Origin of the sequence: Nonomuraea montanisoli (assembly GCF_013363975.1) — a bacterium.
In the GTDB taxonomy this organism is placed as follows: Bacteria; Actinomycetota; Actinomycetes; order Streptosporangiales; family Streptosporangiaceae; genus Nonomuraea; species Nonomuraea montanisoli.
Genome location: NZ_JABWGN010000031.1, coordinates 42,409 through 50,732 on the forward strand (window position 1 = coordinate 42,409; position 8,324 = coordinate 50,732).

Consider the following 8,324-nt stretch of genomic DNA (forward strand, 5'->3'; position numbering starts at 1 on the left):
AGGTCAGCGAATCATGCTCACCCCCCGCATTCGCTGGGCCGCGTCCGTCGCCGGCGCCGCCGTGCTCACCCTGACCGCCTGCGGCTCCGGCGGCTCGGACGGCGCCCCAGGAGAGAAGGTCACCCTGACCTACCGCCTGTGGGACGAGCAGCAGAAGGCCGGCTACGAGAAGGTCATGGCGGCCTTCGAGAAGGCCAACCCGTCGATCGACGTGAAGATCGAGCTGCTGCCCTACGACCAGTACTGGACCAAGCTCACGGCCGACGCCGTGGCGGGCACCGCGCCCGACGTCTTCTGGATGTCGCCCACCCAGTTCCCCGAGTACGTCACCAAGGGCGTGCTCAGCCCCGTCCCGGTGGACGCCACGAAGTACCACAAGACCGTGACCGAGGCGTTCACCTACCAGGGCAAGCAGTACGGCATGCCCAAGGACTGGGGCGTCGTCGGCCTGCTCTACAACAAGGACCTGTTCAAGAAGGCCGGCGTCGAGATGCCCGACACGCTGACCTGGAAGCCCGACGGGTCCGGCACGTTCCTGGAGACGGCCCGCAAGCTCACCGCCGACGCGGCCGGGAAGCACCCCGGCGACCCCGGCTTCGACCCCGCCACGATCAAGACGTACGGCTTCCTGTCCTGGAACCACTACCAGACCCAGTGGATGAACTTCGTCAGCAGCAACGGCGGGAAGCTGCTCGACCAGCCCTTCGGCAAGTACACCTTCAACGACGACGCGAGCGTGCAGGCCCTGCAGTTCGCCGTGGACCTGGTCAACAAGCACCACGTCTCGCCGCCCGCCACCCGCACCAACCCGCCCACCGGCAAGGCCACCGACATGTTCAAGGCCGGCGAGGTGGCGATGTTCCCCGCCAACAACGCGCTGCTGCCGTTCGTGGTGCCCGACGCCGCGTTCGAGGTGGGCGTCGCCCCCATGCCCGAGGGCCCGGCCGGGCGCGCGGTCAACCTCAACGGCCTGGCCGAGGCCGTCTACGCCAAGAGCAAGCACCCCGAGCAGGCGCAGAAGCTGGCCGCCTACCTCGGCACCGAGGAGCCGCAGAAGCTCATGGCCGACGAGGGCTACGTCTTCCCCGCGCTCAACGGGCTGACCCAGGGCTACGTCGACCACTGGGCGAAGACCGCCAAGCTCGACGTGTCCGCCTTCGTCAAGGAGGCCGAGGGCACCACGTTCCCCATGCCGGTGACCACCGGGTTCACCGGGTTCGAGCCCAAGCTCAACCAGATCTTCAACGAGATGTACCTCGGCCGGCTCACCCCGAAGCAGGCCGCCGACCAGGCGGTCACCGAGGGCAACGCCACCGTCAAATGACCACCGGCAAATGACCACCGGCAAGTAGGGAGCCCCCCACCCATGATCACCCGGCGTGCGTTTCTCGCCGGGGGCGCCGGCCTGGGCGCCGCCGCCGCGCTGGGCGTCCCGCCCGCGCAGGCGACGGCCGCCAGCGCCTCCACCCGTGCCCTCCGCCGCACCCCCCTGTCCGACCCGTTCCGGCTCGGCGTCGCCTCCGGCGAGCCGGTCCCCGACGGCGTGGTCCTGTGGACCCGCCTCGCCCCCGACCCGCTGGCCGCCGACGGCCTCGGCGGCATGCCGTCCCGGCCCGTCGCCGTCCACTGGCAGCTCGCCAAGGACGAGAACTTCCGCCACGTCGTCCGGCAGGGCGTCGAGACGGCCCGGCCGGAGGAGGCCCACAGCGTCCACGCGGAGCCCGGCGGGCTCCAGCCGGGCGCCGAGTACTTCTACCGCTTCCGGGCCGAGGGCGAGATCTCGCCCGTGGGCCGCACCGTCACCGCCCCCGCCCCGGGCACGCGCAGCCGGGCGCTCAACCTGTCGTTCACCTCGTGCGCCGACTACCAGACCGGGTGGTTCACCGCGTACCGGCGGATGGCCGAGGACGAGCCCGACCTGATCGCCTTCCTCGGCGACTACATCTACGAGTACGGCGACTACAAGTACCCGGTGCGCGACCAGGCCGGCGGCGAGTGCCTCGACCTGGCCGGCTACCGGTTACGCCACGCGCAGCACAAGGCCGACCCCGAGCTCCAGCTCGCCCACGCGGTCGCGCCCTGGGCGGTGGTCTGGGACGACCACGACATCGAGAACGCCTGGGCCGGCGACGTGCCCGAGCAGCCCGATCCGCCGTTCCTCAAGCGCCGCGCCGACGCCTTCCAGGCGTACTACGAGAACATGCCGCTGCGCCGCGCCCAGCAGCCGCAGGGCTCGGCGCTGCGGCTGCACCGCACGATCCGCTGGGGCGCGGTCGCCAACCTGCACATGCTCGACACCAGGCAGTACCGCGACCTGTACGCCTGCACCGGCAGGAGCGGCACGGTCGGCGCCGACTGCGCGGAGCGCCTGGCGCCCAACCGGACGATCCTCGGTCAGGAGCAGGAGGCGTGGCTGGCGAGCCGGCTCAAGGACTCCGGCGCCACCTGGGACCTGCTGGGCCAGCAGGTGTTCATGATGGAGATGGACTGGACCAACGGCGAGGGCAAGGGCTACTCCAACGAGGGCTGGGACGGCTACGTCGCCTCCCGTGACCGGCTGACCGCCGCGATCGAGGCCACGAAGCGCAACGCCGTCGTCCTCACCGGCGACGTCCACTCCCACTGGGCCGGCGAGGTGAAGCGCAGCTTCCAGGACCCCGAGTCGAAGTCCGTCGCCGTCGAGCTGGTCACCACGTCGGTGACGAGCGCCGGCGACGGCCTGGACGAGTACCCCAACACCGGGGTCCTGCTGGCCGAGAACCCGCACGTGAAGTTCTTCAACGGCCGCCGCGGCTACGTCCGCGCCAAGCTCACCGAGAGCGAGATGACGGTCGACTTCCGGTCGCTGGCGCGCGTCACCGAACCGTACGCCACGGCCTACACCTCCGGCTCCTTCGTCATCGAGCCCGGAACCCCCCGGCTCAACCAGGTCTGACGGGAACCCCCATGCGCAAGCTCACGGCCGCCGCCGCGGCGGCCCTCCTCATGCTGCCCTTCCTCCCGGCGCCCGGCGCCGCCGCGGCGCCGGCCGGCGGCCCGCCGATGGGGTGGAGCAGCCGCTCCCTGGGCTGCTCGGTGTCCGAGGCGTCGGTACGGCAGGCCGCCGCCGGGCTCGCCGCCCTCGCGCCCCTCGGCTACCGCCTCGTCCTCCTCGACGACTGCTGGCTCGCCCCGCAACGCGTGGGCGGCGCCCTCGCCCCCGACCCGGCCCGCTTCCCCGGCGGGATCAAGGCCCTGGCCGACCACCTGCACGGCCTGGGGCTCAGGCTCGGCCTCAGCCTGTCGGCCGGCACCAAGGCGTGCTCGGGCGGCGGCCCCGGCTCCTACCGCAACGAGGCCGCCGACGCCGAGCTGGTCCGGAGCTGGGGCGTCGACCACGTCAGGTACGACTGGTGCAACATCCCCGCCGCCGACTTCCCCGGCCAGAACGTCCAGCAGATCGCCCAGACGCTCTTCCCGCGCATGCGCCAGGCGCTCGGCGACTCCGTCGCCTTCGCCATGAACAACGAGGACGGCAGCACCGTGCCGTGGCTGTGGGCCAAGGACTCGGGGGCGGTCGCCTGGCGGACCAACATCTACAACCGGCCGCTGCCCGACGTCTACGCCACCATGGTGGACGTCTGGGAGACCAACCAGCTCCGCGTGCAGTACGCCGGCCCGGGCAGCTGGGCCGACCCCGACCTGATCCAGGCCGGCCGCGGCGGCATGACCGAGGCGGAGTACCGGACCCAGTTCACGCTGTGGGCCGTGGGCGCCGCCCCCCTCGTCCTCCAGGCCGACCCGGCCGCCGCCCCGAAGGCGATCGTCGCCAACCCCAAGGTGATCGCCGTCAACCAGGACAAGCTGGGCGTACCCGCTCGGCTGGTCCGGAGCGACGGCTGGTACCACGTCCTCGTCAAACCCCTCGACGGGGGCGACCAGGCGGTCGTGCTGTTCAACGAGAGCAACCGGGCGACCACCATCGCGCACCGGCTGCCCGCCGGGCGCTACCGCGCCGAGGAGCTGTGGACCGGGCAGGTCGCCACCACCACCGGCGAGCTGTCCGCCCACGTGCCCGCCCACGGCGCGGTGATGTACCGCGTCGGCCCGAGCCGTGAGCAGGCCCCGCCCCTGCTCACCGTGGAGACCGACCCGCCGGCCTTCCTCGGTGACGACCGGCCCGGCACCCTCGAACCCGGCAAGGAGCGCGAGATCGTCACCCGGGTCGTCAACTCCGGCGCCACCGCCCGGATCCGCGACCTGCGCGTCACGCTCGCCGTGCCCGACGGGTGGAAGGCCGAGGCGCGCACCCCCGCGACCCGGTCCCGGCTCGACGCCGGGGAGGCGTTCACCGTCACCTGGGCGGTCACCCCGCCCGCCGGGACCGAGCCGCGCGCCTACGACCTGACCACCACGGCCGCCTTCACGGGCGGGACGGTCACCGGCACGGCCGTCGTCGCCGTCGTCCAGGCGCCGGGGACGGGCCGCACGTACCTCAGCGACCTGGCGTGGACCTCCGTCAAGAACTACTTCGGCCCCGTCGAGCGCGACACCAGCAACGGCGACAAGGCGGCGGGCGACGGGCGGCCTCTCACGATCGAGGGCGTCCGGTACGCCAAGGGCCTGGGCGCGCACGCGCCCGCCGACATCGAGTTCTACGCGGGCGGCCGGTGCCGGAGCGTGGAGTTCACCGCCGGGATCGACGACGAGGTGGGCACGGCCGGCTCGGCCGGGTTCGAGGTGTGGGCCGACGGCGGCCGGGTCGCGTACTCCGGCGTGCTGACCGGCGCGCAGCCCGGCAAGAAGGTCACCGCGTCCGTGAGCGGCGCCCGGTTCGTGCGCCTGGTCGCCACCAACGGCGGCGACAACGCGACCTCCGACCACGCCGACTTCGCCGACGCCGCCATCACCTGCGACTGAGCCCCCGGTCCGAGCGCGTCCGAGCGCGTCCGAGCGCGTCCGAGCGCGTCCCGAGGAGAAAGAGAGCACATGATCGTTCCCAAGCCCGTCCGGTACGAGCCCCGCCTGGGCCGATGGCTCCTCGACCGCGACACCGCGCTCGTCGCCGACCCGGCGCTCGGCGGGGTGGCCTCCTGGCTGCGGGCCGAGCTCGCCCCGGTGACCGGGGGCGAGCTCCTGCCGGGCGGGCCGGCGCTCCCGCCGGGTGGGCCGGCGGCCTCCGGCGGTGGGCCCGCGGCCTCCGGCGCGGGGCCGTCGGGGACGATCAGCCTGGTCCTGGCCGACCTGCCGCCGGAGGCGTACCGGCTGACCGTGGACACCGGCGGCGCCCGCATCGAGGCGGGCGGCCCGGCGGGGGCGTTCTACGGGGCGCAGACGCTCCGGCAGCTCCTGCCGCCGCGCGCCTTTCGCAGGGCGGGTGCGTCCGGCGGCGTCCCGCTGGAGGTGCCGGCCGTCCTCGTCGAGGACGCGCCGCGCTTCGCCTGGCGCGGCTGCGTGCTGGACGTGGCCCGCCACTTCCTGCCCAAGCGCGAGGTGCTGCGCTTCATCGACCTGATGGCCCTGCACAAGCTCAACGTGCTGCACCTGCACCTCACCGACGACCAGGGCTGGCGCGTGGAGATCCGGCGCTACCCGCGGCTCACCGAGGTGGGATCGTGGCGCCGGGAGAGCCAGGCCGGCTGGGAGGGCCCCATGGACGGCCGCCCGCACGGCGGCTTCTACACGCAGGACGACCTGCGCGAGATCGTCGCCTACGCCGCCGACCGGCACATCATGATCGTGCCCGAGATCGACCTGCCCGGCCACACCCAGGCCGCCATCGCCGCCTATCCCGAGCTGGGCAACCTCGACGTCCCGCTGGAGGTGCGCACCACCTGGGGCATCGGGGTCAACGTGCTCAATGTCGAGGACTCCACCATCGCCTTCTTCCGGAACGTCCTGGACGAGGTGCTGGAGCTGTTCCCGGGGCCGTACGTGTGCGTGGGCGGCGACGAGTGCCGCAAGGACCAGTGGCGGGCCAGCCCCGCGGCACGGCGCCGCATCGCCGAGCTGGGGCTGCGTGACGAGGACGAGCTGCAGAGCTGGTTCATCCGCCAGTTCGCCGACCACCTGGCCGGGCGCGGGCGGCGGCTCGTCGGCTGGGACGAGATCCTGGAGGGCGGCCTGCCGCCGGGCGCGGTGGTCGCCTCCTGGCGCGGCGAGCACGGCGCGGTCGCCGCCGCCCGCCGCGGCCACGACGTGATCACCTGTCCCGACACGTCCGTCTACCTCGACTACCGACAGGGCCCGGGACCGGAGGAGCCCGCGCCGTTCGGCACGGTGCTGACGCTGGAGGACGTCCACGCCTTCGAACCGGTGCCCGCGGAGCTGCGCGGCGACCCGGCCGGGGCGCGGGTGCTCGGCTCGCAGTGCGCGATCTGGACCGAGCTCATCGACTCGCCCCGGCGCGTGGACTACATGGCCTTCCCGCGGCTGGCCGCCTTCGCCGAGACCGTGTGGAGCCCCGCCGGGCGCGACCTGCCGGACTTCCGGGAGCGGCTGGCGGCGCACCTGCCCCGGCTGGACGCCATCGGCGTGGAGTACCGGCGCGAGGGCGGGCCGCTGCCGTGGCAGAGGCTGCCCGGCGTGCCGGGACGGCCGGAGGACGACGCCGCCTGGCAGGCCAAGATCGACGCCTGGACCCGCAACATCCGCGAGCCCTAGACGACCGTCACCAGGTCCATGATCGCCTACGACCTCTGAGCCGGATCGGAACCACCCGTCCAGCTCATGGGGTCGAAGTCCTCGATCTCGCCGTAACATGCGGCCGGCGTCACCGCCACGCGCATGGGTTTCCTGGGCGGAGTCATCGGACCGTCTCACTTTCGAACTCTCGGATGATCGCGTGGAGGTCGTCATAGAAGTGCATGGCGTCCTCCAGGAAGAGGACGTCCGTCTGGACGGGCACCGCCTCAGCCCACGCTTTGGCCATGTAGGCGTGGAGCGACCGGACGAGATCGCCGGGCACCAGCGTCGGGTCACCGACGATCGCCGTCATTCCGGCGTTGCGCAGATGGAGTGCGGCGATGATCGCCTGCTTGCCGAAGACCGGGTGGGGGTCGACGAGGGCGACATGGGCGGCCGTGACCAGACGGCCTTTGCGGCGGATCACCGTCTCGAAGGTGACGCTGTCGACGACATGGAGCGCATGGCACTCAGCCGGTGATCCATGGCTGACCAGGACAAGTGGAACAAGAGGCAAGGTAAGACAGTCCTTCGAAGCCTCAGGAGTGCTTGGCAGGACAGCCGGAGGGGGGAGCCGGCGTGCACACTCCGGTCTGCACCCGGCGTGGGGACTCCTGGAAACGCCGCAGAGAGGAGATGACGTTCGCGGCGGTGGCGCGGATGCCGGTCACGTTCGAACGGGGCGGCGACATCGTCGCCGAGGGCCCTTCCTGGCAGAGTAGGTGTCAACAACGGTGATCGACATGGCCCCGATGCTAGAAGTTGACGCAGCGTCAAGGTCAAATGACGGCGCTCGTGCCAAGCGCTTTCCGGCGTCGCTAGACGTCCACGGGGCCGCCGCTGCGCCAGTACACGTTGCCCTCCCGCGACAGCAGGCCCTCGTCCACGAGGTAGCGGCGCAGGGCGGCGTAGTCGTCGTGGAAGGCGCGCAGCGTCACGTTGACGTCCTTCTCGGCGTAGCGCACGCCCGGCTCGAACAGCCGCGCGATGTAGCGCAGCACCACCAGGCGCTTCTCGCGCTTCATCGGCATGGTGCGCAGCCTGCCGTCCACCAGGAACGTCCGCAGCAGGCGCTCCTCCTCGCTCAGCGGGGCGGGCGGTTCCGCGAGTTGTCGCAGCAGCTCGCGGAAGCGCCCGGGGGTGGCCCGCCACGTGCCGTCCTCGCCGCGGGCGGCCAGGCCGCCGCCCGCGAGCCGTTCGAGGGCCCTGGGCGGCTGCTCGCCCTCCACGCCGAGCACCAGGGACGCGAACGCGCGCAGCGTGTCCTCCTGCGCCAGCAGGCCGAGAGTTCTCCGGATGTCCTCGTCACTCATTCGTACTATTTTGAAGCATGCTGATCAACCTGGTGTTAGCTGTATTGATCACGGACGTTGTTAACAGTGGGGGTTGATCATAGGAGAGGCCTCCGGTGTGGTGTAGGTGTCGAATCTGCAGCACACGCGGAGGCCTCGTGTCCCACCGTAACGCCCGGCTGACCGTTCATGGTCGCCGTCTGCTCGTTCACCGCGTCCTGTCCGGCCGCCCGGTCGCGCACGTGGCCGCCGAGATGGGCATCTCCCGGCCCACGGCCTACAAGTGGGTACGTCGATGGCGCGACCATGGCGAAGCGGGCTTGCACGACCGCTCCAGCCGGCCCCATACGACCCCGCACCGCACCGCGG

General features: G+C 72.1%; 7 protein-coding genes. 5 read left to right on the top strand and 2 right to left on the bottom strand.

Annotated features, from left to right (window positions below; translation table 11 throughout):
- Positions 1-13: 13 nt before the first annotated feature.
- The 4 genes from HTZ77_RS44250 to HTZ77_RS44265 all read left to right on the top strand — a co-directional run bounded on the left by HTZ77_RS44250 (position 14) and on the right by HTZ77_RS44265 (position 6,642).
- On the top strand, positions 14-1,324 hold the full coding sequence (locus tag HTZ77_RS44250; protein ID WP_175595796.1) for an ABC transporter substrate-binding protein: 1,311 nt from the start codon (positions 14-16) through the stop codon (positions 1,322-1,324).
- Positions 1,325-1,366: 42 nt separating this feature from the next.
- Positions 1,367-2,935, top strand: a complete 1,569-nt coding sequence (locus HTZ77_RS44255) for an alkaline phosphatase D family protein (protein ID WP_175595797.1) — start codon at positions 1,367-1,369, stop codon at positions 2,933-2,935.
- A gap of 11 nt (positions 2,936-2,946) precedes the next feature.
- Complete coding sequence (locus tag HTZ77_RS44260; protein ID WP_175595798.1) at positions 2,947-4,899, top strand: NPCBM/NEW2 domain-containing protein; 1,953 nt, start codon at positions 2,947-2,949, stop codon at positions 4,897-4,899.
- A 69-nt stretch (positions 4,900-4,968) separates the two neighbouring features.
- Positions 4,969-6,642 carry a beta-N-acetylhexosaminidase gene (locus HTZ77_RS44265; protein WP_175595799.1) on the top strand — a complete coding sequence of 558 codons (1,674 nt, stop codon included), beginning with the start codon at positions 4,969-4,971 and terminating at the stop codon, positions 6,640-6,642.
- Positions 6,643-6,784: 142 nt separating this feature from the next.
- On the opposite strand, the gene HTZ77_RS44270 is transcribed toward HTZ77_RS44265, so the two are convergent.
- Together HTZ77_RS44270 and HTZ77_RS44275 are read right to left on the bottom strand one after the other, a co-directional pair.
- Positions 6,785-7,180 carry a hypothetical protein gene (locus HTZ77_RS44270; protein ID WP_175595800.1) on the bottom strand — a complete coding sequence of 132 codons (396 nt, stop codon included), beginning with the start codon at positions 7,178-7,180 and terminating at the stop codon, positions 6,785-6,787.
- A gap of 301 nt (positions 7,181-7,481) precedes the next feature.
- Positions 7,482-7,976, bottom strand: a complete 495-nt coding sequence (locus HTZ77_RS44275; protein ID WP_175595801.1) for a DUF2087 domain-containing protein — start codon at positions 7,974-7,976, stop codon at positions 7,482-7,484.
- Positions 7,977-8,113: 137 nt separating this feature from the next.
- On the opposite strand from HTZ77_RS44275, the gene HTZ77_RS44280 reads away from it, so the two are divergent.
- Positions 8,114-8,324: helix-turn-helix domain-containing protein (locus HTZ77_RS44280; protein WP_175588630.1), on the top strand; the 211-nt coding region annotated here is incomplete at its 3' end.